18 protein-coding genes are annotated in these 23,350 nt (G+C 73.1%); 12 read left to right on the top strand and 6 right to left on the bottom strand.

Annotation, left to right across the window (positions count from 1 at the left end):
• Window positions 1–80 precede the first annotated feature (80 nt).
• Window positions 81–2,090 (top strand): SDR family oxidoreductase, encoded by a 2,010-nt coding sequence (locus EXE57_RS00630; protein WP_135073043.1) that lies wholly within the window; start codon window positions 81–83, stop codon window positions 2,088–2,090.
• Window positions 2,091–2,239: 149 nt separating this feature from the next.
• On the opposite strand, the gene EXE57_RS00625 is transcribed toward EXE57_RS00630, so the two are convergent.
• The gene (locus tag EXE57_RS00625; RefSeq protein WP_208542924.1) at window positions 2,240–3,052 is read right to left on the bottom strand and encodes a sulfurtransferase; all 813 of its coding nucleotides are present in this window, start codon (window positions 3,050–3,052) and stop codon (window positions 2,240–2,242) included.
• A gap of 43 nt (window positions 3,053–3,095) precedes the next feature.
• On the opposite strand from EXE57_RS00625, the gene EXE57_RS00620 reads away from it, so the two are divergent.
• The 3 genes from EXE57_RS00620 (at window position 3,096) to EXE57_RS00610 (ending at window position 5,805) form a co-directional block, all read left to right on the top strand.
• Window positions 3,096–3,758 (top strand): thymidine kinase, encoded by a 663-nt coding sequence (locus EXE57_RS00620; RefSeq protein WP_135073039.1) that lies wholly within the window; start codon window positions 3,096–3,098, stop codon window positions 3,756–3,758.
• A gap of 102 nt (window positions 3,759–3,860) precedes the next feature.
• A complete protein-coding gene (locus tag EXE57_RS00615) occupies window positions 3,861–4,340 on the top strand; it encodes a hypothetical protein (protein WP_135073037.1) in 480 nt (159 codons plus the stop codon).
• Window positions 4,341–4,386: 46 nt separating this feature from the next.
• Entirely contained in the window at window positions 4,387–5,805 is a 1,419-nt protein-coding gene (locus EXE57_RS00610) for a multicopper oxidase family protein (protein WP_244246927.1), read from the top strand.
• Window positions 5,806–5,826: 21 nt separating this feature from the next.
• On the opposite strand, the gene EXE57_RS00605 is transcribed toward EXE57_RS00610, so the two are convergent.
• From EXE57_RS00605 to EXE57_RS00595, 3 genes are read right to left on the bottom strand one after another with little or no spacing between them, the layout of a single operon-like run.
• Window positions 5,827–6,963 carry an alkaline phosphatase family protein gene (locus EXE57_RS00605; protein ID WP_135073033.1) on the bottom strand — a complete coding sequence of 379 codons (1,137 nt, stop codon included), beginning with the start codon at window positions 6,961–6,963 and terminating at the stop codon, window positions 5,827–5,829.
• A complete protein-coding gene (locus tag EXE57_RS00600) occupies window positions 6,960–7,547 on the bottom strand; it encodes a DUF5998 family protein (protein ID WP_135073031.1) in 588 nt (195 codons plus the stop codon). Before EXE57_RS00600 ends, EXE57_RS00605 begins: the two co-directional genes overlap by 4 nt.
• A gap of 29 nt (window positions 7,548–7,576) precedes the next feature.
• Window positions 7,577–10,276, bottom strand: a complete 2,700-nt coding sequence (locus EXE57_RS00595) for a bifunctional acetate--CoA ligase family protein/GNAT family N-acetyltransferase (RefSeq protein WP_135073029.1) — start codon at window positions 10,274–10,276, stop codon at window positions 7,577–7,579.
• A gap of 135 nt (window positions 10,277–10,411) precedes the next feature.
• Between EXE57_RS00595 and EXE57_RS00590 the strand changes: the two genes are divergently transcribed.
• From EXE57_RS00590 to EXE57_RS00580, 3 genes are read left to right on the top strand one after another with little or no spacing between them, the layout of a single operon-like run.
• Window positions 10,412–12,889, top strand: a complete 2,478-nt coding sequence (locus tag EXE57_RS00590; RefSeq protein WP_135073027.1) for a DNA gyrase/topoisomerase IV subunit A — start codon at window positions 10,412–10,414, stop codon at window positions 12,887–12,889.
• Window positions 12,890–12,893: 4 nt separating this feature from the next.
• Window positions 12,894–13,580 carry an LppX_LprAFG lipoprotein gene (locus EXE57_RS00585; RefSeq protein ID WP_135073025.1) on the top strand — a complete coding sequence of 229 codons (687 nt, stop codon included), beginning with the start codon at window positions 12,894–12,896 and terminating at the stop codon, window positions 13,578–13,580.
• Window positions 13,577–15,334, top strand: a complete 1,758-nt coding sequence (locus EXE57_RS00580; protein ID WP_135073023.1) for an MFS transporter — start codon at window positions 13,577–13,579, stop codon at window positions 15,332–15,334. The genes EXE57_RS00585 and EXE57_RS00580 overlap by 4 nt, the downstream gene beginning before the upstream one ends.
• A gap of 1 nt (window position 15,335) precedes the next feature.
• Here EXE57_RS00580 and EXE57_RS00575 read toward each other — a convergent pair whose 3' ends face one another.
• Window positions 15,336–15,833: a VOC family protein gene (locus EXE57_RS00575; RefSeq protein WP_167305768.1), complete on the bottom strand. Its 498-nt coding sequence runs from the start codon at window positions 15,831–15,833 to the stop codon at window positions 15,336–15,338.
• A gap of 247 nt (window positions 15,834–16,080) precedes the next feature.
• Here EXE57_RS00575 and EXE57_RS00570 point away from each other — a divergent pair, with 247 nt between their 5' ends.
• A complete protein-coding gene (locus EXE57_RS00570; protein WP_167305767.1) occupies window positions 16,081–18,834 on the top strand; it encodes an AAA family ATPase in 2,754 nt (917 codons plus the stop codon).
• Here the strand turns inward: EXE57_RS00570 and EXE57_RS00565 are convergent.
• Window positions 18,801–20,879, bottom strand: a complete 2,079-nt coding sequence (locus EXE57_RS00565; RefSeq protein ID WP_135073017.1) for a DNA gyrase/topoisomerase IV subunit B — start codon at window positions 20,877–20,879, stop codon at window positions 18,801–18,803. The genes EXE57_RS00570 and EXE57_RS00565 overlap by 34 nt on opposite strands.
• 454 nt (window positions 20,880–21,333) lie before the next feature.
• On the opposite strand from EXE57_RS00565, the gene EXE57_RS00560 reads away from it, so the two are divergent.
• The 4 genes from EXE57_RS00560 (at window position 21,334) to EXE57_RS00545 (ending at window position 23,345) form a co-directional block, all read left to right on the top strand.
• Window positions 21,334–21,567, top strand: coding sequence for a DUF7455 domain-containing protein (locus EXE57_RS00560; RefSeq protein WP_135073015.1), 234 nt, complete (start codon window positions 21,334–21,336; stop codon window positions 21,565–21,567).
• A gap of 82 nt (window positions 21,568–21,649) precedes the next feature.
• Complete coding sequence (locus EXE57_RS00555; RefSeq protein WP_135073013.1) at window positions 21,650–22,123, top strand: DUF456 domain-containing protein; 474 nt, start codon at window positions 21,650–21,652, stop codon at window positions 22,121–22,123.
• Window positions 22,120–22,965: a DMT family transporter gene (locus tag EXE57_RS00550; protein WP_244246926.1), complete on the top strand. Its 846-nt coding sequence runs from the start codon at window positions 22,120–22,122 to the stop codon at window positions 22,963–22,965. The genes EXE57_RS00555 and EXE57_RS00550 overlap by 4 nt, the downstream gene beginning before the upstream one ends.
• Window positions 22,966–22,982: 17 nt before the next feature.
• Window positions 22,983–23,345: a lipopolysaccharide assembly protein LapA domain-containing protein gene (locus EXE57_RS00545; protein ID WP_135073011.1), complete on the top strand. Its 363-nt coding sequence runs from the start codon at window positions 22,983–22,985 to the stop codon at window positions 23,343–23,345.
• Window positions 23,346–23,350 lie beyond the last annotated feature (5 nt).

Below are 23,350 nucleotides of genomic sequence, written 5' to 3'. Positions count from 1 at the left end.
TTGCGTACGCCCAGCTCGAGGGTTGCGCGCGCCTCACTCGACGAGTGTTGTCGGGGAAGGCCCACGAGTAGTCTCCGGCCATGTCGTACTTCGTCACCGGCGCCACCGGCTTCATCGGCCGCTTCCTCGTCGAGGAGCTGCTCGACCACCGCGAGGGCGACATCCACGTCCTGGTCCGTGAGGGGTCCCTCCCCCGCCTGCAGCGCATGATCGACCGGTGGGAGACCACGCGGGTCGTCCCCGTGCTCGGGGACCTGTCGCAGGACCGGCTCGGGGTCGACCCCGAGTGGGTGGCCGCGCACCGCGGCTCGGTCGACCACGTGTTCCACCTCGCGGCGATCTACGACATGACCGCCGACGACGCCACCAACGACGCGATGAACGTCGACGGCACCCGACACGCCCTGGCCCTCGCCGAGGAGCTCGACGCCGGGTGCTTCCACCAGGTCTCGTCGGTCGCCGCGGCCGGCGACCACCGCGGCGCCTTCGACGAGACCATGTTCGCCGAGGGGCAGCACCTGCCCTCGCCGTACCACCGGACGAAGTACGAGTCCGAGCGGATCGTGCGCGAGGAGGCAACCGTCCCGTGGCGGGTCTATCGTCCGTCGATCGTGATCGGCGACAGCCAGACCGGCGCGATCGACAAGATCGACGGCCCCTACTACTTCTTCCCGGCCATGAAGCAGCTGCGCGAGCGCCTGCCTGCGTGGCTGCCGCTGCTCGGCGCCGACCTCGGCGACACCAACGTCGTGCCGGTCGACTACGTCGCCAAGGCGATGGACCACCTCGCCCACCTGCCCGACCGTGACGGCGAGGCCTTCCACCTCGTCAACCCGGAACCGCAGCCCGTCGTCGAGATGATCAACCTCTTCTGCGCCGCGGCCGGGGCCCCTCGCTTCGCGACGCCGGTCGACCGGACCCACACGCACGCCGGACCGCTCGCCCTGCTGCCGCGGGCGCTGCGGCCGCTCGAGCTGGTGAGCTCGGTGGTCCGCTCCGCCCCGGGCCAGCTGGTCCTCGACCAGACCCTGGGGCGGCTCGGCGTGCCGGCCGAGGTGCTCGCCCACACCCGGTTCACCGCGACCTTCGACTCGCGGCGGACCGAGAAGGCCCTCGCGGGCTCGGGGATCGACGTGCCGGACCTCGAGTCGTACGCCCGGACCCTGTGGTCGTACTGGGAGGAGCACCTCGACACCTCGACCGCCCGCGACGCCGCGGCTCGGGCGGCGCTCCAGGGCAAGTACGTCGTGATCACCGGCGCCTCGTCGGGGATCGGTCAGGTGACGGCCCTCAAGGTCGCCCAGGCCGGCGGCATCCCGGTGCTGGTCGCGCGTGGCAAGGACAAGCTCGAGGCGACCCGGGCAGCCATCGAGGACCGGGGCGGGACGGCGTACGTCTTCGCGTGCGACCTCTCCGACCTCGAGGCGATCGACCGGCTCTGCGAGCAGATCACCACCGAGCTGCCGGCCGTCGACTTCGTGGTCAACAACGCCGGCCGCTCCATCCGGCGCTCGCTGAAGCTCTCGCAGGACCGGTTCCATGACTTCGAGCGCACGATGCAGCTCAACTACTTCGGCGCGATCCGGCTCGTGATGGGGCTGGTGCCCGCGATGCGCGAGCAGCACCGCGGCCACGTCGTCAACGTCTCCTCGATCGGCGTCCAGACCAACCCGCCTCGGTTCTCCGCCTACGTCGCCTCGAAGGCGGCGCTCGACTCGTGGAGCAACGTCGTCGCCTCCGAGCTGGTCGGCGACGGGATCTCCTTCACGAGCATCCACATGCCGCTGGTGCGGACGCCGATGATCGCTCCGACCAAGCTCTACGACAAGTTCCCGACGATCAGCCCCGCGCAGGCCGCCGACCTGGTGGTGAAGGCGCTGGTCGAGCGCCCGCACGAGATCAACACGCTGCTCGGCAACGCCGGCGCGGTCGCGCACACGGTGGCCCCCAAGACCGCCTTCAGGATCCTCAACATGGCCTACCACGTCTTCCCCGACTCCGCCGCCGCCCGCGGGCAGGAGGGCGCGTCCGGGACGCGGGAGTCCGAGCAGATCATGCTGGCGCGGGTGTTCCGCGGGGTGCACTGGTAGGCGGGACCTGGGGTGATGTGCTTTTCCCCGGCCGGCCGGGGAAACCCGGGGTTCGTCACGCAACCGAGGGGCACGAACCCCACGACTCGCGGACCAACCTCGTCCCGGACCGGCGCCGCCCCGACCGTGCCGCCCCGACCCGTGCCGCCTCAGCCCGTCTCGACCGGCCGCCCCGGATCCGCCACCCAGTCCGACCAGCTCCCGGGGTAGAGGGCGGCCCGGATGCCGGCCACCTCCATCGCCAGCACGCCGTGGCAGGCGGTGACGCCGCTCCCGCAGTACGCCGCCACGTCGGTGTCCGGCCCGGCCCCGACCGCGGCGTACGCCTCGGCCAGGTCGCGGGGCGACCGGAAGCGTCCTGACGCGTCGAGGTTGGCCTCGGTGGGCACGTTCACGGCGCCCGGCACGTGGCCGGCGACGGGGTCGATCGGCTCGGTCTCGCCGCGGTAGCGCTCGGGCGCCCTGGCGTCGACCAGCACGGCCACGCCGGGGGCGTCGAGCGCGTCGACGACCGTCATCCGCCCGGGCGGGCCGGCCAGGTCGCCGGCCTCCCGGTCCCGCGAGCCGCCGGTCTCGACGTCGCCGCCCGCCGCGACCCAGGCCGCCCAGCCCCCGTCCAGCACCCGCACCTCGTCGTGGCCGTGGTGGCGCAGCAGCCACCAGCAGCGCGACGCGGCCCGCCCCTGCCAGTCGTCGTAGACCACGACGGGGTGGCCGGCCGAGACCCCGGCGCGCCGCATCGCCGCGTGGAAGACGTCCGTCGGCGGCAGCGGGTGGCGCCCACCTCGGCCCGGGGGCGCAGCCAGGTCGGCGTCGAGGTCGACGTACGCCGCGCCGGGCACGTGCCCGGCCTCGAAGTCCTCCCGGCCGGGCGGACCGCCGGTGCGGTAGCGGACGTCCAGCAGGGTCACGTCGCCGAGCTGCGCGCGCAGCTCGGCCACCGAGATCAACGGTCCGGTCATGCCGCTCATCCTGCCCGAGGGGCCTGTGACAGGATCCTCCCCCGTGGCCGAACTGCACTTCTTCACCGGAACCATGGACTCGGGCAAGAGCACCCTGGCCCTGCAGACCAACCACAACCACGCCGCGCGCGGACGGGTCGGTCGGATCTTCACGGCGCACGACCGGGCCGGCGAGGCGACCCTCTCGAGCCGGCTGGGCCTCACCCACCAGGCGACCGAGGTGCCGGCCGACTTCGACTTCTGGCGCTACGTCGTCGACACCCTCACCCAGGGCGGCCGGATCGACTACCTCATCTGTGACGAGGCGCAGTTCTACACCCGCGACCAGATCGACCAGCTCGCGAAGGTCGTCGACGAGCTGCAGATCGACGTGTTCACCTTCGGCATCCTCACCGACTTCCGCGGCAGCCTCTTCGTCGGCAGCGCCCGCCTCGTCGAGCTCGCCGACCGGATGCAGACCCTCCAGGTCGAGGCGCTGTGCTGGTGCGGCAAGAAGGCGACCCACAACGCCCGGACCGAGGACGGCGTGATGGTGACCGAGGGCGAGGTGATCGTGGTCGGCGACGTCGAGGGCGACCACGTCCCCCCGTCCGACGAGGTGAACGTCGCCTACGAGGTGCTCTGCCGGCAGCACCACCGCAGGCGGCTGACGGCCGCGCGGGCCAAGGCGGTCAGCCTCGCACCCGAGCCGTTGCCATTCGGCTGAGCCGGCCCACTGGTCCAGACCAGCCGGAAATCGGGTTCCCAAGCAAGCTCGATGCGAGGAAATTGCTAGGCGGAATCATTCGTCGAGCCGGGGGGACTCGAGATGAGGGCTACTTACCGCGTACTCGCGTACGCCATCGCACTACTCGTCGTGGTGCAGGCCGGGGCACTCGCCTGGGCCTTCTTCGGGATGACCGACTGGATCTCCAACGAGAACGGCGTGGTCGACAAGGCGCTGCTGGAGTGCACCGACTGCGAGCAGCGGTTCACGGCCGAGTGGGGCTTCGCGATCCACATGTTCTTCAACGGGCTGCTGCTGATCCCGCTGATCTCGCTGCTGCTCCTGATCGTGTCGTTCTTCGCGAAGGTCCCGGGCGGCGTCCTGTGGGCGCTGGGGATCGTGCTGCTCATCGTGCTGCAGGTGATCCTGCTGCCGATGCTGTCGCGCGAGGTCGACCCGGCCTTCGGCGCGCTGCACGGCGTCAACGCGATCGTGCTGCTCGTGGCGGCCGTGATGGCCGGCCGCAAGGCGTCGGCGGTCCCGAGGGACGCACCCGAACGCACCGCCGTCACCGCCGGCTGACCGGCGGATGGCGCTGCGCCGCCGGATCCGCGTCACCCTCGCGGCCGTGGCCACCCTCACGGTGGTCGCGCCGCTGGGGTGGATGTGGCAGTCCAGCCTGCTCCCGGACAGCTACGACCTCGCGGCGATGGGGTACGCCGACTGGGGCGGCGGACCGCGCCCGGAGTCGGGCCACGACCACGGCTCGGGCGAGGGCGAGGGCCCTGGCGAGGTCGCGGTGGCCGACCTGGTCGCCGACCCGGCCCTGACGGCCGACGTGACCGCCGAGCTCGTGGTGCGCGACGAGGGTGACCGCGTCACCGTCAACGGGTCCACCCCCGGACCGCTTCTGCGGGCGACCGAGGGCGACCTCGTCGAGGTGACGCTCGTCAACGAGGACGTCGCCGACGGGGCCACCCTCCACTGGCACGGTGTCGACGTGCCCAACGCGGCCGACGGGGTCGCCGGGGTGACCCAGGACGCGGTGATGCCTGGCGAGGAGTTCGTCTACCGCTTCGTGGCCGAGCAGGTCGGGACCTACTGGTACCACTCCCACCAGGTCTCCCACGAGCAGGTGCAGCAGGGCCTGTTCGGCGGCCTGGTGGTCGATCCGGCCGACCCCGAGCCGGTCGACGTCGACGAGGTCGCGCTGGTCCACCGCTACGGCGGCGCGGGCACCCTCAACGGTGCCGAGGGCACGACGGCGATCGAGGCCGAGCCGGGCGACGACGTACGCCTGCGGGTGGTCAACACCGACAACGGCGTCGCCACGGTCTGGCCGGCCGGGGTGCCGTTCCGGGTGCTCGCCGTCGACGGCACCGAGGTCAACGGCCCGGACGAGGTGACCGGTGAGGCGGTGGCGGTGCCGGCCGGCGGGCGGGTCGACCTCGGCTTCACGGTCCCCGAGGAGGGCGTCCGCGTCGACTTCTCGGGCGGCACGTCACTGACGGTCGGGTCCGACCCCACCGGCCGGCGTACGCCTGCACCGTCGACCGTCGTCGACCTGCTGCACTACGGCGCGCCCGCCGACCCGCCCTTCGCCGTCGACGACCCCGACCGGCGGTTCGACTACGTCATCGACCGTCGACCCGGCTTCCTCGACGGGCGGCCCGGGATGTGGTGGACCGTCAACGGCGGGCTCTACCCCGACGTGCCGATGTACATGGTCGAGGAGGGCGACGTCGTGGTCTTCGAGATCGACAACCGCAGCAGCGACGCCCATCCCATGCACCTGCACGGCCACCACGGCCTGGTGCTCTCCCGCGACGGGGAGCCGGCCACCGGCAGCCCCTGGTGGGTCGACTCGCTCGAGGTGGGCGTCGGTGAGACCTACGAGGTCGCCGTCCTGGCCGACAACCCCGGCGTGTGGATGGACCACTGCCACAACCTGCCCCACGCCACCGAGGGCCTGGTCGCCCACCTGATGTACGCCGGCGTGCGCTCGTCCTTCCGGGTCGGCGGCGACCACGGCAACCACCCGGAGTGACGGCTCGGGCTGGGTCCGGGCTCAGCTCACCAGCAGCGGGATCAGCATCTCGGCGGGGGTCAGCGAGCCGTGCAGGCCGACCAGCGTCGCCTCGTACGGGAAGTCGCGGGTCGAGAGGATCGCGGTGTCCCCGGTGCAGGCCACGACCACGTCGCCGAGGCGGGGCCGGACGCCGGGCTGGACCGCGCCGAACCAGCCGCGCAGGATCGCCTCGTCCCGGGTCAGCACCTCGGCACGGGTGCCGAGGTGGGCGCGCCAGGCCGCGAAGACGTCGTCGACGGCACCTCCCCGGGCGTAGAGGTGCCGGAAGCGGGCCTCGCCACCGACCAGCACCAGCCCGTCGCGCAGCTCGGGGTGGTCGGCCACGTCGACCCGGCTCTCCGGCGGCGAGTCGATCATCCCGTGGTCGGCCACCACGACCAGGCGGACGTCGTGGGGGAGCGTCTCGCGCAGCTGCTCGGCCTCGGCGTCGACCATGGCGAGCTGCTGCAGCCACTGGCTGGAGGCGACACCGAACTTGTGGCCGGTCCAGTCGAGGTCACCGTCGTACATGTAGGTCAGCGACGGCCGCTGGGACGAGGCGGCCACGACACCGGCGATCCGCTCCCCCACCCGGTCGGCGCCGACGAACTCGGCGCCCCGGTGGGCTGCGATCGTGAGTCCACTGCCGCGGAACTCACGCTTGTTGACCGCGGTGACCGTCACGCCGGCCGCCGCCAACCGGCCGAACGCGGTGGGGTGCGGCTGCCACGCGACGGGGTCGACCGACCTGTCCCACGCCAGCGCGTTGAGCAGCGAGTCGGTGCCCGGGATCCGCGAGGTGAAGCCGACCAGCCCGTGGGCGCCGGGCGGAAGGCCGGTCCCGAGCGAGGTCAGGCTGGTCGCGGTCGTGGACGGGACGCCGGCGGTCATCGGCTCCTGCTCGTCGAGCAGCGAGGCGAGGAAGGGCGCGGAGTGGGCGTAGCGGCGCAGCAGCTCGGTCCCCATCCCGTCGACCAGGAACACGACGTACGACGACGCCGCGGGCAGCGTGAGGCCGGAGGGTGCCGCGCCCAGCGGGTGGCCGAGCGCCTCGGCCACGGCGGGGACCAGGTCCCCGAGCGAGCGGCAGTCGTAGGCGGGTTCGACGAAGCCGGCCGGGCCCGGCGGCTGCGTCACGCGGAGTGGGTCCTCGCCGACAGCGACTCGGCGAACTCCAGCAGCCGGTCGACGCCGTCGGCCCCCTCCGCCGCGGCCGAGACCCGCAGCGAGAAGTCGTCGGAGGTGAGCGACCCGGTGTAGCCGTGGTCGGCGTCGCACTCGGGGTCGGAGCAGCCTGCGGGTTCCAGCTCCAGCCGGCCGACCGCACCCCAGCCGATCGTCAGCATCGCCTCGGCGGGCAGGCTCGGCCCCTCGGCGGGGCTGGTCACCATCCGTGTGACCAGGACGGACTTGACCGCCGACAGGGCGATCGCCTCGGTCGAGGTCGACGTGTAGGGCTCGGGCAGCAGGTCGTCGCCGGCGTGCTCGTCGGTGTGGGCCAGCACCAGCCGGCTCGGCGTCAGCACGACCACGGTCAGGTGGCGGCGTACCTCGTCACGGTCGAAGGTCGGCTCGTGGTGGACGAAGAACGCCAGCACCGGCTCCCCCGCGACCGCGGCCCGCACGCCGTCGGCGACGACCTCGGGGTAGTAGCCGGTGCGGTCGATGGCCTCGCGCAGCTCGCTGGCGCGGTCGAGTTCGGAGGACGTGCGGGAGCGCATGGTCGCAGTCTGTCACGGCACCGGGACGCTCACCCGGGGAGCGTGTCCCCCGGCACCGTGGGCATCCGGCGCGCGAACCAGTCCGAGCGCGAGTCGGCGACCGGGTCGACCCGCACCGAGGCCCGCAGCACCGAGACCCGGTCGGCGCCCACGAGCACCAGGGGCAGGTCCAGCGCGCTCACCTGCGGCAGGTCGTGCTGGAGCTGCGCGATCTGCAGGATCAGCCGCTCGACCTGCGCCACGTCGACGATCTCGGAGCCGCGGTAGCCGAAGAGCATCGGCGAGGCCTTGATCTCGCGGACCATCGCCGCGGCGTCGCGCTCCCCGATGGGCGGGATGCGGTAGGCGCGGTCGCCGAGCAGCTCGGTCATCGGCCCGGCGATGCCGAAGGAGACGACCGGCCCGAACAGCGGGTCCTCCAGGCTGCCGACCGCGACGGGCACGCCAGGCGGGGCGTTCTTCTGGACCACGAAGCCGGCCTTGTCGGTGCTGGTGATGAGCGCGTTGAGCGACGCCCAGGCGTCGGCCATCTCCTCCGGGGTGTCGATGTTGCGCCACACGTGGGCCAGGTCGGGGCGCTCCCGGAGGTGGCCGGCCGTCGCCTTGAGGACGACGTCCCAGCCGAGCTGCTCGCCCGCTTCCTGCGCGGCGGCGAGGGTGTCCGCGGCCCGTTCGGTCCAGAGCGTGATGCCGTACGCCGCCAGCAGCGCGACCACGTCCTCCTCGGAGAGCTGGGTGCCCTCGGGGTGGCGCTGGAGGGCCGCGCTGACCAGTCCCCGGGCGCGGGCCGTGTCGAGGTCGGAGGTGTCGAGCGCGGCACCGTCGGGGGTGCGCAGCCACACGGCGTACCCGACGACGCGCGCGAGCGCGCGCACCGCGGCCTCCACCGCGGGGTAGGACGGCACCGACCCGCGGCCCGCCGACTGCCCGGCGACGTCGGGGACCCGGAGCAGCTCCGGCACCCCCTCGGCGCCCAGGAAGCTGGAGACCAACGGCTTGTCGGACTGCTCCCCCACGGCGGCCAGGACGTTGGCGACGTCCTCGCCGGAGACGTTGAGGGGCGGGATGTAGACGGCCACGACGGCGTCGACGTCGGGGTCGTCGATCGCCTGGTCGAGGGCGTCCTCGAAGTCCTCGGCCGTCGCCTCGGCACCCAGTGCGACCGAGCGGTTGACGACGAGCCCCACCTCGGCGGCCGCGTCGGCCGCCAGCAGCCCGAGCGCGTCGGAGTTGCCGACCACCGCCACCCGCCGGCCGCGCGGCAGCGGCTGGTGGGCGAGCAGCTGGGCGACGTCGAACATCTCCTCGAGGGTGTCGACCTGGATCACGCCGGCCTGGCGGAACATGGCGTCGACGGCCTGCACCGGCGCCGCGATCTGGCGCACCATCTGCCCCATCGGCACGCCCTGGGTGGTCCGGCCCGACCGGACAGCGATGATCGGCTTGCGCAGCGAGACTCGGCGGGCGATGCGGGAGAACTTGCGCGGGTTGCCGATCGACTCGAGGTAGAGGAGCACCACCTCGGTGGTGTCGTCCTCCTCCCAGTACTGCAGGAGGTCGTTGCCCGACACGTCGGCACGGTTGCCCGCGCTGACGAACGTCGAGAGGCCCAGCCCGCGGTTGTTGACCTTCTCCAGGATCGCCGAGCCCAGCGCGCCGGACTGGCAGAAGAAGCCGGCCCGGCCCCGCGGGGGCATCACGGTGGAGAGCGAGGCGTTGAGCGAGATCGCGGACTCGGTGTTGATGACGCCGAGGCAGTTGGGGCCGATCAGGCGCAGGCCGTAGGAGCGGGAGAGCCCGAGCAGCCGGCGCTGCCGCTGGCGGCCCTCCTCGCCGGTCTCGGCGAAGCCCGAGGAGATCACGACCAGGCCGTGCACGCCCTTGGCCGCGCAGTCGAGGACGACGTCCTGCACCGCCTCGGCCGGCACCGCCACGATGGCGACGTCGACCTCGTCGGGGATGTCGTTGACGGTGGCGTACGCCGGCAGCCCGGAGACCGCCTCGGAGCTCTGGTTGACGGCGTAGACGCGGCCGGTGAAGTTGCCGGTGACCAGGTTGCGGACCAGCGCCGCCCCGATCGTGTCGCGACGTCGGCTGGCCCCGATCACGGCCACCGAGCGCGGGTGGAAGAAGCGGTCGATCGAGGCGGCCTCCGCGCGGTGCTCGCGCGAGGTCATCACGCCGACCGAGGTGTCGGTCGGGTCGATCGGGAACTCCAGCATCATGACGCCGTCCTCGTACTCGGAGGCGACGTGGTAGCCGGCGTCCCGGAAGGTCCGGATCATCTTCTGGTTGTCGGGGAGCACCTCGGCGACGAAGCGGTCGATCCCGCGCTCCCGGCCGGCCTGGGCGAGGTGCTCGAGGAGCAGCTGGGCGATGCCGCGGCCCTGGTGGCGGTCCTCGACGAGGAAGGCGACCTCGGCCTCGCCCGGCTGGACCACGTCGTAGCGCCCGACCGCGATCATCTGGCCGCCGAGCAGCATCACCAGGGCGACCCGCTCGACGTGGTCGACGTTGACGAAGCGGTGGACGTCCTTGTCGGACAGGGTCGGCATCGGCGAGAAGAACCGGTAGTACTTCGACTCGTCGGACACGCGTCCGTAGAAGTCGACGAGGAGCTCGCCGTCGTCGCCCCGGATCGGGCGGATCTGGGCGGTCCGGCCGTCGCGCAGCAGCACGTCCGCCTCCCAGTGCCTCGGGGGCAGGGCGGTCTCCTCGGCCTGCGACATGGTCCGAATCTATCGGTCCCCCACCACCCCCACGTGCACACGACCCCTCCCGAACGCGCCACCTCCCGCGAGGTCTGGGACCTCCTCGGTGGGTCGCCGCCGGATCGGGGGGCGGCGCCGGGGACAATGGCGCCCATGGCACGCCGGACGACCAAGCAGCCTCCCCCGGAGGACTTCGAGGAGCACATCCTCGACACCGACATCAGGGACGAGATGCAGTCGTCGTTCCTGGAGTACGCCTACTCGGTCATCTACTCGCGCGCCCTCCCCGACGCCCGTGACGGCCTCAAGCCGGTGCAGCGCCGGATCCTCTACACGATGAACGACATGTTCCTGCGGCCCGACCGCGGTCACGTGAAGTCGGCCCGCGTGGTGGGCGAGGTGATGGGTCGGCTGCACCCCCACGGCGACGGTGCGATCTACGACGCCCTGGTCCGGATGGCGCAGCCGTGGTCCATGCGGCTGCCGATGATCGACGGGCACGGCAACTTCGGCTCCCCGGACGACTCCCCTGCCGCGATGCGCTACACCGAGTGCCGGATGGCGCCACCCGCGGTGGCGATGACCGACTCGATCGACGAGGACACCGTCGACTTCAAGCCCAACTACGACAGCCGCGAGACCGAGCCGGTCGTGCTCCCCGCGGCGATCCCGAACCTGATCGTCAACGGCACCACCGGCATCGCGGTCGGCATGGCCACCAACATCGCGCCGCACAACCTCGTCGAGGTGGTGCAGGCGCTCCGGCACCTCATCAAGCACCCCGAGGCGAGCCTCGACGACCTGATGCGCTTCGTGCCCGGCCCGGACCTGCCCACGGGCGGCAAGATCGTCGGCCTCGACGGCATCCGCGACGCGTACGAGACGGGCCGGGGCAGCTTCCGGATGCGGGCCACCACCCGCGTGGAGACCGTCGGCCGCCGCAAGGGCATCGTCGTGACCGAGCTCCCCTACGGCGTCGGCACCGAGAAGGTCGTCGAGCGGATCAAGACCCTCGTGCAGGGCAAGAAGCTGCAGGGCATCGCCGACATCAAGGACCTCACCGATCGCGAGAAGGGCCTGCGGCTCGTCATCGAGGTCAAGAACGGCTTCGTCCCCGAGGCCCTCCTCGAGCAGCTCTACAAGCAGACGCCGATGGAGGACTCCTTCGGCATCAACTGCGTGGCGCTCGTCGACAGCCAGCCGCGCACCCTCGGTCTCAAGCAGCTGCTCGAGGTGTTCCTGGGCCACCGCTACGACGTGGTCCGCCGCCGGTCCCAGTTCCGCCGCGACAAGAAGGCCGACCGGCTGCACCTCGTCGACGGCCTGCTGATCGCGCTGCTCGACATCGACGAGGTCATCCAGGTGATCCGGACCTCCGACGACACCGGGGCCGCGCGCGAGCGGCTGATGAGCGTCTTCGACCTCTCCCAGGCGCAGGCCGACTACATCCTCGAGATGCAGCTGCGCCGCCTGACCCGCTTCAGCAGGATCGAGCTCGAGAAGGAGCAGGAGACGCTCAAGCGCGAGATCGAGGAGCTCGACGCGATCCTCGCCGACGAGGGGCTGCTGCGATCCCTGGTGGCCGAGGAGCTCGCCGAGGTCGCGAAGACGTACGGCACGCCGCGGCGGACCGTGCTGCTCCAGTCGGCGGGCAGCGCCGCGGTCACCGCCGCCGCGACCCCGCTCGAGGTCGCCGACGACCCCTGCTTCGCCTACCTCTCCGCGAGCGGGCTGCTCGCCCGCTCCGGCAGCGACGACCTGCCCGGCCAGGGCGAGGCGCGCGCCAACCACGACGTGGTCGTCTCGGCCGTCCGGACCACCGCGCGCGGCGAGGTCGGCGTGCTGACCTCACGGGGCCGCTGCCTGCGACTGAGCGTGCTCGACCTGCCCCAGCTGCCCGCATCGGCCAACGACCCCAACCTGCAGGGCGGACTGCCGCTCACCGAGATGCTCCCGCTCGACCAGGGCGAGTCCGCGCTGGCGCTCACCTCGCTCGCCACCGAGGGGCCGGGGCTGGCCCTCGGCACCCGTCAGGGCGTCGTCAAGCGGGTCAACCCCGAGGTGCTCGGCCGCGACGAGTGGGACGTGATCTCGCTCAAGGACGGCGACGAGGTCGTCGGGGCCGTGGAGCTCGCGACGGGCGAGGAGACGCTGTGCTTCGTCACCGCCCATGCGCAGCTGCTGCAGTTCAGCGCGTCGTCCGTGCGGCCGCAGGGTCGCTCCGGGGGCGGCATGGCCGGGGTCAAGCTCGGTCCGGGCGACCGCGTCGTCTCCTTCACGGCGTTCGACCCGGCCGACGCGGTCCTGGTGACCGCCTCCGGCTCCGGGACCGCCCTGCCCGGGACCGAGCCGGGCGCGGTCAAGGTGACGCCGTTCGGCGAGTACCCCCCGAAGGGCCGGGCCACCGGCGGCGTGCGCTGCCACCGGTTCCTCAAGGGCGAGGACACCCTGGTGTTCGCCTGGGCAGGTCCGGCACCGGCCCGCGCGGCCGCCGACAGCGGCGCGCCGGTCGAGCTGCCCGCGGCCACCGGTCGCCGGGACGGCTCCGGGGTCCCCGGGACCCAGCCCATCGCCGCCTGCGCCGGGCCCGTCGCCGTACGCCTCGGGGCGACCGCCGGTGTGGGAGGCTGACGGCATGCGCCGACTCGTGCCGGTCCTCGCCGTCGGCCTGGTGGTCCTGACGGCCTGCAGCGACGCCGACACCGCGACCGGTGAGCGCACGCCCGCCGAGGTGATGGAGCTCGCGAAGACGACGCTCGACGAGACCAGCGGCGTGGCGATCACCATGACCGGGGAGGACCTCCCCGAGGGCGTCACGGCGATCCGGGCGGCCGAGGGTGTCGGCACCCACGCCCCGGCCTTCGACGGCACGCTCACGGTGGTCCTGGCCGGTACCGACTTCGAGGTGCCCGTCGTGGCCGTGGACGGCACCGTCTACGCCCAGATCCCGCTCACGCCCGGCTGGTCCGACGTCGACCCGGCCGAGTACGGCGCCCCCGACCCGGCCGGCCTGATGAGCACCGAGGAGGGACTGTCCTCGCTGCTGCCGGCGACGACCGACCTCGAGGCCGGTGAGAGCGTCCGTGGCGGCGAGGACAACCGCGAAGTCCTCACGGAGTACACCGGCACCGTCCCCGGCGACGTCGTCGGGAACGTGATCCCCAGCGCGTCCGGCGACTTCGACGCGACCTACACCGTCACCGACGAGGGGGAGCTGCGCTCCGCCCGGCTGACCGGCGTCTTCTACCCCGACACCGAGCCGATGACCTACGTCATCGACTTCGACGACTACGGCACCGAGCAGGACATCACCGCCCCATGAGCGCGCCGCGGGCTGGGGCCGTCGACGGTCGGGCCCGGCTGCTGCTGGCGCTGGCGTCCGTCGCGGTGGCGTTCGCCGCCGCCGACACCTACGTCGTGGTGCTGGCGCTGCCGGAGATGATGAACGCCGTCGGCATCCCCATCGACCAGCTGCAGCGGGCGGCACCGATCGTGTCCGGGTTCCTCCTCGGGTACGTCGCGATGCTGCCGCTCATCGGCCGGATCGCCGACCTCCGCGGCCGGGTGCCCGTGCTCACCGCAGCGCTGGTCCTGTTCGCCGTCGGCAGCCTGGTCACGACGCTCGCCTACGACATGCCGACGATGGTGACCGGCAGGTTCCTGCAGGGCGTGGGCGGCGGTGGCCTGGTCCCGGCCACGCTCGCCCTGGTCGCCGACCTCTACCCCACCGAGCGGCGCGGCGTGCCGCTCGGCGTGGTCTCCGCCGTCCAGGAGCTCGGCAGCGTCGTCGGGCCGCTCTTCGGGGCCCTGGTGCTGTCCGTCGCCGACTGGCGGGCCATCTTCGCGGTCAACCTCGTGGTCGGACTGGTCCTCGCCGCGGCGATCCGGGCGGCGGCACCGGACACCCGGACCCGCGGCCGCCCGGACCTGGTCGGGGCGGCGCTGCTGCTGGTGACCCTGGTGGCGGGCGGCCTGGTCTTCGTGCAACCCCCGCCGCTGCTGCGCGACCTCACGTGGGGCCAGCTGTTCATCCCCGTGGTGGGCAGCGGGCGGTGGCTCACGCCGCTCGGGCTGACCGCGATCCTCGCCCTCGTGCTGCTCGTCGTCCGCTGCCTGACCGCGACCCGGCCGCTGGTCGACCTCCGCGGCTGGGCAGCCGGGGCCCGCGAGGCCGACCTGCTCGGGTCGGCGTACCTCGCGCTCGCGCTGGGGGGCGTGATCCTCGCGTTCGCCACCGCGGACCCGAAGCTGCAGGTGTTCTCGGACCAGGGGCTCTGGTACCTCCTCGGAGCCGCCGCCGCCACCGCGGCGTTCGTGCTCCACCTCCGCCGGGCCGACGCGCCGCTGGTGCCCCGCGGCGCCCTCGCTCGTACGCCGGCCTGGGGCTCGATGCTGGTCAGCTTCTTCGTCGGGGCGGCACTCATCGCGGCCCTGATCGACATCCCGCTCTTCGCGCGCACCACGGTCCACGGCGACTCCCAGCTGCTGGCCGCGCTGGTGCTGGTCCGGTTCCTCGTGGCCCTCCCGGTCGGAGCCGTGCTGGGCGGCTACCTGGTCCGGACCCTGCCGGCCGGCGTGGTGACCGCGGTCGGCATGGCCTGCGCAGCCGTCGCGTTCGTCCTGATGAGCCGGTGGGGGCTGACCTCGCTCGACCAGGCCACGTCCACCGTGCCGCTGGTGCTCGGCGGCCTCGGCTTCGGCCTCGCGCTGGCCCCCGTCAACGCGGCGGTGCTCGCCTCGACCGACGACGACGTCCACGGGCTGGCCTCCGCCTTCGTCGTGGTGGCGCGGATGGTCGGCATGCTGGTCGGGATCTCCGCCCTCACCACGATCGGCCTGCGCCGCTACTACGCGGAGCAGGCCGACCTGCCGGACGTGCGGGACGTCTGCGGCGGCGACAGCCGCTGCGCCGAGTTCACCCTGCTGCTCAAGGAGGCGGGGATCGCCCAGGAGCAGACGGTCTTCCTCGGGGCCGCCCTGTGCGCGGTCATCGCCGCCGGCCTCGCGCTGGTGCTCTTCCGCGGCGCCCCCACCCGCGGCGTCGCGACCGCGGTGTCGCTCCGCGCCCAGGGCTGAGTCAGCGCACCGGGAGCGGCCGGGGTGCGAGCTCCGGTCCCAGGTGCTCGGCGACGAACGCGGCGATGTCCTCGGCGGTGGCCCCCGACGCCAGCGCCGCGCGGGCGGTCTCCGCCAGCTCGTTCGGGCAGTCGAGCTCCAGGGCGATCCCGTCCGGGTCCCGGAAGTTCAGGTGCGAGCCCATCTCCATGTCCCGGATCGGGGTGTACGTGACACCCCACTCGTCGAAGCGTCGGACCCACTCCTCGAGCTCCTCCCGCGACGAGGCGGTCAACCCGAGGTGGTCCAGTCCGGTGCGCAGCTCGGTGAAGGGGCCGCCGTACGCCTCCTCGTGCCGCGCCAGGCCCAGTGTGAAGCCGGTCCCCGGGTGCATCAGGACCCGGCCGTGACCGACGTCGAGCACGGTGACGAAGTCGAGGACCTCGGTGTAGAACCGCTCGCTCACGTCGAGGTCCGTCACGGTCAGGGCGAGGTGCGAGATGCCGGCGAAGGTGATCACGGCCCCTCCTCCCCGGACGTGCTGCGTCGCGGTCCGCTCCGGACCCGCGGAACGGGCCGGAGCAACGGTCGCGCCGGGAGGAGGGCGCAGTAGGCCCATCCCGGTGAGCCTGCCCACCGCTCCAGCGCACCTAGGATGCGAGGTGATGTCCGCACCGGGGCCTCCTCTCCACGACCTGCCTCCCGGCGAACCTCCCACCGGGAGCGATCCGGTCGCGTCCGGCAGATCCCTCGGTCCGGCGGGTGTGGTGGGGCGTGACGGCGAGCTGCAACGGATCGCCGAGGTGCTCGCGGACGCCGCCGCCGGGCGCTGCTCGACCCTCCTGCTGGAGGGTGATCCCGGGGTCGGCAAGACGACCCTGCTCGAGGCCGCCCGCGCGATGGCGACGGGCTTCACGTGCCTGACCGCGCGCGGCGCGGAGAGCGACTCCTCGCTCGCGCATGCCGGCCTGCTCGAGCTGTGCAGCCCGGTCCGTGACCTGTTGTCCGACCTGGCGCCGGTGCAGGCCGAGGCCCTGACCGCGGCGCTCGGCTGGTCGGACCTCCCGTCGGTCGCGGACCGCTTCCTCGTCGCAGCCGCGACCATGTCGCTGCTGGCTGCCGCCGCGGAGCGCGGCCCGGTGCTGGTCCTCGTCGACGACCTCCAGTGGCTGGACCGGGAGTCGGCGGCAGCCCTCACCTTCGCCGCCCGGCGGCTCGGACCCGACGCGGTCGCCTTCGTCGCCACCACGCGTCCAGGCGGCTCACACCCGGACCTCACCCGCGGCCTGGCGCTCCTCCCGGTGGTCGGCCTGGCCACCCCGGCCGTGGCCTCCCTGCTGCCTCCGGGGACGGCATCGGCGGTCGTGGAGGACCTCCGAGAGCGCACCGGCGGGAACCCCTTGGCCCTGCTGGCCGTCGCCGAGGGGCTCGACGACGCCCAGCGGGTCGGGGCCGCACCCCTGCCCGACCCGCTGCCGGCCGGCGACCGGGTCGGGGAGCTGCACCGGGCGACGATCTCCGGGCTGTCACCGGCAGCCTCGGAGGCGGCGCTCCTGCTCGCCGTGGCCGGCCGGACCAGCGACGCCGCGGCCGCGGTCGCCACGGTCCTCACCACCTCCGGGGTCGACGTGGCCGACGCCCTCGACGAGGCCCGCGACCGGGGCGTGCTGGCCGCGGTCTCCGGCCGCCCCGAGTTCCGTCACCCCCTGCTGCGCAGCGCCGTCCTCTCCCTCGCCCCGCCGTCGCGGATCCGCGCCGCCCACCGTGCGCTGGCCGGCGCGCTCCCTGCCGGCGACCGGTCACGGACGTGGCACCGGGCGTACGCCGTGACCGGCCCGGACGCCTCCCTCGCCACCGAGCTGGCCGCGGTGGCCGAGGCCGACCGTGACCGGCTGGGTCACGCCGCGGCATCGGCAGCGCTCGAGCGAGCGAGCGAGCTCACCCCGGACCGCGACCTCGCCGCCCACCGGCTGGCCGGGGCGACCCACGATGCGTTCGTGGCCGGTGACGTCGCCCGGGTCCGAGTGCTGGCAGGCCGGCTGCTGTCCGGGACCACCCCGGAGGAGGCACGGGGCGAGGCGCTGCTCGTCCTCGGCACGCTCGAGCAGTACGCCGGCTCCGTCCCCCTGGCCGTCGAGCACCTCGAGGACGCCTCGCAGTTGCTCCGCGGGGCGATGCTGGTCCGGTCGCTCACGGAGCTCGCGATGGCACGGTTCCGGCTCAACGACGTCGCCGGCCTCGTCGCGTGCGCCACCCGGGTCGACGAGGTCGTGGACCCCGGCGACCCCGAGCAGCAGCTGCAGGCGCACTTCGTCGGAGGCGTCGCCTCGGTCCTCACCGGTCACCCCGAGGAGGGGCTGCCCCGGCTGGCCGAGGTCCGACGGCTGGCGGACGAGCCTCGGCTGCGCCACGACGCCGGCGCGCTGCTGCTGATGGCGCTGGCGGTCGCGTTCACCGGTGAGATGGGCGACGCGGTCACCGTGGGGACGGCGCGGATGCAGGACGTGCGCCGCCGCGGCGCCATCGGCGTTCTGGTGCCGCTGCTGGCCATCAGCGCCGCCGGCAGGGCGTGGGTCGGCGACCACACCGGCGCCTTCGCCGACTCCGGTGAGGCGGCCGAGCTGGCCGCCCACCTCGGCTATGCCGCGGACGCGTCCGTGGCCGTCGAGATGCTGGCGTGGCAGCAGGCTGCCCGCGGCTCGCACGAGGAGGCGCGCACGTCCCTGGCCCGAGCGCGCGAGCTCACGGACCGCGCCGGCACCACTCCCCACGCGGCACACCAGGCGCTCACCGCCGCGTTCTGCGCGCTCTGCCGTGGCGACCTGGCCGAGGTGGTGGCGCTGCTGGAGCCGAGGCTCGCGCTCGACGGTGGCGTGGGCGCGTCCGGCGAGCCGCTGGGGGTGGCGCCGCTGCTCGTCGAGGCCTACCTCGGGCTGGGGCGGGTCGCCGACGCCCGCGCCCTGACCGACCGGTACGCCGCCGCGACGCCGGCCGTGGCGCCTCCCCTCTCCACGGCGCTTCTGCAGCGGTGCCGGGCCCTCACCCTCGAGGACCCGGCCGCGGCGACGGCAGCGTTCGAGGCCGCCCTGGCGGCCCACGAGGCCGCGCTCGACCCGTTCGAGACCGCCCGGACCCGCCTGCTCCACGGTGGTCGGCTGCGCCGGTCGGGGCAGCGCGTGGCCGCCCGCGAGCAGCTGGAGCTCGCCCGCTCGGCGTTCACCTCGATGGACCTGACCCACTGGGCGACCGTGGCCTCCCAGGAGCTGGCGGGGACCGGCGCCACGGCCCGGCGCGGCGACGGTTCGGGGGACGCGCCCCTGACCTCCCAGGAGACGCGGGTGTCGCTGCTCGCGGCGCAGGGGCTGTCCAACCGTGAGATCGGTGCCGCGCTCTTCCTCTCGCCCAAGACCGTGGAGCGCCACCTGAGCAACGTCTTCCGCAAGCGCGGCTTCCGGTCGCGGACCGAGCTCGCGGCGGCGTGGGCGGCTCAGGCGTCGAGCGCCTCCACGTCGACCTCGTAGGCGCCCTGCACGATGAACTCCTTGCGCGGCGCGACGTCGGAGCCCATCAGCAGGTCGAAGACGCGGGCGGCCTCGTCCGCGTCGTCGACCGTGATCCGGCGCAGCGTCCGGTGGCGCGGGTCCATGGTGGTCTCGGCCAGCTGGTCGGCGTCCATCTCACCGAGGCCCTTGTAGCGCTGCACCGGGTCCTTCCAGCGCACGCCCTTCTTGGCCAGCTCGGCCAGCTTCCGCTGCAGCTCGTCGTCGGAGTAGGTGTAGACGTACTTGTCCATGCCCTTCTTGGGGTTGGACAGCTCGATGCGGTGCAGCGGCGGGACCGCGGTGAAGACCCGGCCGTCGATGATCAGCTCGCGCATGTAGGTGAAGAAGAGCGTGGCCAGCAGGGTCCGGATGTGGGCACCGTCGGAGTCGGCGTCGGCCATGAAGATGATCCGGCCGTAACGACGGGCGTCGAGGTCGAAGGTCCGACCCGACCCGGCTCCCACGACCTGGATGATCGAGGAGCACTCGGCGTTCTTGAGCATGTCGCCGACCGAGGCCTTCTGGACGTTGAGGATCTTGCCGCGGATCGGCAGCAACGCCTGGAACTCGGAGTTGCGGGCCAGCTTGGCGGTGCCGAGCGCCGAGTCGCCCTCGACGATGAAGAGCTCGGTCCGCTCGTTGTCGGCGGCGCGGCAGTCGGCCAGCTTCGAGGGCAGCGCCGAGGACTCCAGGGCGTTCTTGCGACGCTGGGTCTCCTTGTGCTGACGGGCCGCGATCCGGGTCTTCGAGGCGCCGACGACCTTCTCCATCAGGAGCTTGGCCTGCGCCTTCTCGGCCCGCTTGGTCGACGTCAGGAACTTCTTCAGCTCCGCCGAGACCACCTTGCGGACCACCGAGCGCGCGGCCGGCGTGCCGAGGATCTCCTTGGTCTGGCCCTCGAACTGCGGCTCGGCCAGCCGGACGGTCACCACCGCGGTCATGCCCTCGAGGACGTCGTCCTTGATGACGTCGTCGTCGTTGACCTTGAGCGCCTTGGTCGCACGCATGGCGTCGTTGAAGGTCTTGGTGAGGGCGGCCTCGTAGCCGCTCACGTGGGTGCCGCCCTTGGGGGTCGCGATCACGTTGACGAAGGACCGCACCTCGGTGTCGTAGCCGGTCCCCCACCGGACCGCGACGTCGACGGTCAGCTCCCGCTCGACCTCCTGGGGCGTCATGTGGCCCTGGTCGTCGAGCAGCGGCACGGTCTCGGTGAAGGTGTCCTGCCCCTGCAGGCGGAGCACGTCGGTCACGGGCTCGTCGTGGGCGAGGAACTCCACGAACTCGCCGATCCCGCCGTCGTGGCGGAACTTCTCCTCCACCGGGCCACTGCCCTCGGGGCCGGTGTCGCGCAGGTCGCGGATGACCAGCTCGAGGCCGGGGACGATGAACGACGTCTGCCGGGCCCGGCCGAGCAGCCCCTCGAACTCGAAGCGCGCGTCCTTGGTGAAGATCTGGCGGTCCGGCCAGAAACGGATCCGGGTGCCGCTGCTGCCCTTGGCGACCCGCTTGCCCTTGCGCGTGAGCCCCGACCTCGCCGTGAACGGGGTGCCGGGCCCGTCGCCGTCGAAGGTGCCGGGGACGCCGCGCTGGAAGCTGAGGCCCTGCTGCGACGGCGACCGGTCGACGTCGATGTCCATCCGCGCCGACAGCGCGTTGACGACCGAGAGGCCGACGCCGTGCAGACCGCCGGTGGCGACGTAGGAGCCGCCGCCGAACTTCCCGCCCGCGTGGAGCTTGGTCGCCACCACCTCGACGCCCGGGAGCCCGGTCTTGGGCTCCTTGTCGGTTGGGATGCCACGACCGTCGTCGTGGACCTCGACGGAGTCGTCCGCGTGCAGCGTCACCTCGACCCGGTGGGCCTCGCCGGCCAGCGCCTCGTCGACGCCGTTGTCGATGATCTCCCACAGGCAGTGCATGAGGCCGCGGGTGTCGGTCGAGCCGATGTACATGCCCGGGCGCTTGCGGACCGCGTCCAGCCCCTCGAGGACGAGGAGGTGTGCGGCGTTGTAGGTGTTGTCGGCGATGGTGCTGCTCCGTTGCGTCCTGGCGGTGGTCCCCGGACCCCGGCGGAAATCCGCGGCCCGTGCTGCTCCGAATCTACCTGCGACACGCCGGACGCCGACGCAGGCTCGCCTGCCGGTGGCCCCGGGGTGGCAGGACTACCGTTGGACGCAGTCGAGCAACACCGCACCACCCGGCGTACGTCACGAAGTGGAAACGAAGGGCCACCGGTCCTCCGGTTCTGCAACGGAACGGCTGCCACCCGCGTCACACTCAGCACCACCACAGCTCCACAGCGTCGAATCCTCCGCAGCGGCGGGGTCTCGTCCGAGGCCCGGGACGTCCAGCCGGAGGGCAGACATCTCCATGATTGGATGAACGTGTCCGGCAACACGTGGGGACGGGAATCTTTGGCTCCCGTCGCTAGTTTGGACTCACGTAGAGACGGGCACCGCCGAGAAGAGAAATGAGGCCGATGTGACCACTGCCGTTGCCCCTGGTGCACCGACGCTGAGCGCTGCAGACCGCTGCGACCGCTGCGGAGCGCAGGCCTACCTCCGTGTCGAGCTGCAGTCGGGCGGTGAGCTGCACTTCTGCGCCCACCACGCCCGCGAGCACGGCGAGGCGCTCCGTGAGGTCGCCGCCGCCGTCCAGGACGAGACGCACAAGCTCGTCGACACCCCCGCCGTCACGCCCGAGGACGAGCGCTGACCCCCGACCACGACTCGCACAGCGGCCCCGGACCTCGAAGGTCCGGGGCCGCTGTCGTACATGCGCGTGGGAGGGTGAGCCGGTGACACCGCTCGAGGTGGTCGTGGCCGTCGCGATCCTGCTGGGACTCGTCGGCATCGTGGTCCCGCTGCTCCCCGGGGTGCTGCTCGTCGGGGCGGCGATCCTGGTGTGGGCGATCGACACCGGCGGCCGGACAGCGTGGGTGGTGCTCGGGGTCGCGCTGGCCGTGATCCTGATCGGCGCCGTGCTGAAGTACGTCCTCCCCGGACGGCGGCTGCAGGACAGCGGCGTCCCGACCGTCACCATCTGGACCGGCGCCGGCCTCGGGGTGATCGGGTTCTTCGTGATCCCCGTGGTCGGGTTGTTCCTCGGCTTCGTGCTCGGCGTCTACCTCGCCGAGCGCGCCCGGGTCGGCGACGCCGCCCGGACCTCGACGACCGCCGCGCTGCGCGCGGTCGGCCTCAGCATCCTGATCGAGCTGACGTCGGGGGTGCTGGCGGCGGCGGCCTGGGTGGTGGGCGTGACCGCCACGTGATCGCGGTCGGCCTCGCGCTGCTGTCCGCGCTGGCGTACGGCCTCTCGGACTTCGTCGGCGGCGTGTTCTCCAAGCGGGCCAGCCCGTGGAGTGTCGCGCTCGTCGGCCAGCTCGCGGGCGCGGCGGTGGTGCTCGGCCTCGCCGCGCTCACCGACGGTACGCCGACGGGCACCGCCCTGGGCTGGGCGGTCGTCGCCGGCGTCGGCAACGGCCTGGGCACGGCCTTCCTCTACCGAGGGCTCTCCTCGGGACGGATGGGCGTCGTGGCGCCGCTGTCGGGCGTCGGGGCCGTCCTGGTGCCCGTCGCGGTGGGCCTGGTGACCGGCGAACGACCCCCGACCCTGGTCTGGGTGGGCATCCTCGCGGCATTGCCCGGCATCTGGCTGGTGGCCCGCGAGCCCGCCACCGGCGACGTCACCGGTGCCGCGTCGGGCGGTTCCGGCGCGGTCGACGGGGTGCTCGCCGGGCTCGGCTTCGGCGCCCTCTTCGCGACCCTCGCCCAGGTCCCCGACTCCGCCGGCTTCCTCCCGCTGGCCCTCAACCAGCTGGTGGCCGCCGTCGTGGTGGTCGTCGTCGCGTCCCTGCTGCGCGCCCCCTGGCTGCCCCGCGAGCCCGCCGCGGCCGCGGGGGTGCTGACCGGCGTGCTGGGCGCGCTGGCGACCGGGGCGTTCCTCGTCGCCAGCCAGCAGGGCTTCCTCACCGTCACCGCCGTCCTCGCCTCCCTCTACCCCGCCGTCACGGTCGTGCTCGCTGCCACCGTCCTGCGCGAGCACATCCATCGTGCGCAGGCCGCCGGCCTCGTGCTCTGCGGCGTGGCCGTGGCGCTGGTCGCGGCGGGCTGACAGGTACTGTTCCCGGCATGAGCGACAGCCAGCAGACGCCGGCCGATCCCGGGACGCCCGACGACGGCACCGCCACCTCCGCCACCGGCGGCACCGCCACCAGCCAGGAGTCCGGACGGACCCAGGACCCGCTCCGCGGGTCACGCACCAGCGGCCTGTGGGTGGCCGTCGTCCTCAGCGGCCTCATCCTGGTGCTGCTCATCATCTTCATCGCCCAGAACACCGACCCGGTCAGCATCCGGTTCCTCGGCTGGGAGGGCGAGACGCCTCTGGCAGTCGCGCTCCTGGCAGCCACCGTCGCCGGCCTGTTCCTGGCCACCGTGGCCGGCTCGTTGCGCATCCTGCAGCTGCGTCGGCGGGTGAAGCGCGAGAAGCGCTGACCCAC

It is taken from the genome of Nocardioides euryhalodurans (genome assembly GCF_004564375.1).
Classification (GTDB): domain Bacteria; phylum Actinomycetota; class Actinomycetes; order Propionibacteriales; family Nocardioidaceae; genus Nocardioides; species Nocardioides euryhalodurans.
This window is presented reverse-complemented; position numbering and strand designations above follow the sequence as displayed.

Excerpts from the sequence above, each read along its gene's own strand:
- EXE57_RS00545 (WP_135073011.1), top strand. The coding sequence starts at position 22,983 with ATGAGCGACAGCCAGCAGACGCCGGCCGATCCCGGGACGCCCGACGAC.
- EXE57_RS00615 (WP_135073037.1), top strand. The coding sequence starts at position 3,861 with ATGAGGGCTACTTACCGCGTACTCGCGTACGCCATCGCACTACTCGTC.
- EXE57_RS00590 (WP_135073027.1), top strand. The coding sequence starts at position 10,412 with ATGGCACGCCGGACGACCAAGCAGCCTCCCCCGGAGGACTTCGAGGAG.
- EXE57_RS00585 (WP_135073025.1), top strand. The coding sequence starts at position 12,894 with ATGCGCCGACTCGTGCCGGTCCTCGCCGTCGGCCTGGTGGTCCTGACG.
- EXE57_RS00580 (WP_135073023.1), top strand. The coding sequence starts at position 13,577 with ATGAGCGCGCCGCGGGCTGGGGCCGTCGACGGTCGGGCCCGGCTGCTG.
- EXE57_RS00630 (WP_135073043.1), top strand. The coding sequence starts at position 81 with ATGTCGTACTTCGTCACCGGCGCCACCGGCTTCATCGGCCGCTTCCTC.
- EXE57_RS00600 (WP_135073031.1), bottom strand. The coding sequence starts at position 7,547 with ATGCGCTCCCGCACGTCCTCCGAACTCGACCGCGCCAGCGAGCTGCGC.
- EXE57_RS00625 (WP_208542924.1), bottom strand. The coding sequence starts at position 3,052 with ATGACCGGACCGTTGATCTCGGTGGCCGAGCTGCGCGCGCAGCTCGGC.
- EXE57_RS00595 (WP_135073029.1), bottom strand. The coding sequence starts at position 10,276 with ATGTCGCAGGCCGAGGAGACCGCCCTGCCCCCGAGGCACTGGGAGGCG.